This is a genomic window from Kitasatospora sp. MY 5-36, from assembly GCF_001182915.1.
Lineage (GTDB): Bacteria > Actinomycetota > Actinomycetes > Streptomycetales > Streptomycetaceae > Kitasatospora.
Genome location: NZ_LFVW01000377.1, coordinates 1 through 388 on the forward strand (window position 1 = coordinate 1; position 388 = coordinate 388).

1 pseudogene is annotated in these 388 nt (G+C 77.6%); it reads right to left on the reverse strand.

The window, feature by feature from the left end:
- Positions 1-388 (reverse strand): annotated as a pseudogene (locus AE652_RS23230) (hypothetical protein); the annotation flags it as partial.

Consider the following 388-nt stretch of genomic DNA (forward strand, 5'->3'; position numbering starts at 1 on the left):
CTGGCGAGCCGGGCCTTCTCCTCGGCGTCCCGCTTCACCTCGTAGCTGGCGTGGGCCTCGTCGGCGGCGGTCTGGGCGGCCTGGGCGTCCTGGCCGGCCGCCTCGGCGGAGGCCCGGGCGGCGGACGCGAACGAGCTTGCTTCGGAAGCGGACCAGCGGGCCTGCCGGGCCGAACTCTCGGCCTGGTTGGCGGAGTAGACGGCCTTGGCGGCGTCGCGGTTGGCGGAGGCCTTGGCGGCGTTGGCGGTCTTCGCGGCCGCGGCGGCCCTGGTGGCGTCGGCCTGGGCGGCGTCGGCGGCGGCCTGGGCCTTGGCGACGTGCTCGGTGGCGGTGGTGGCCGATGCCTTGGCGGTGGCCTCGTAGCCCCTGGCCTCGTCGGCGACGCCGC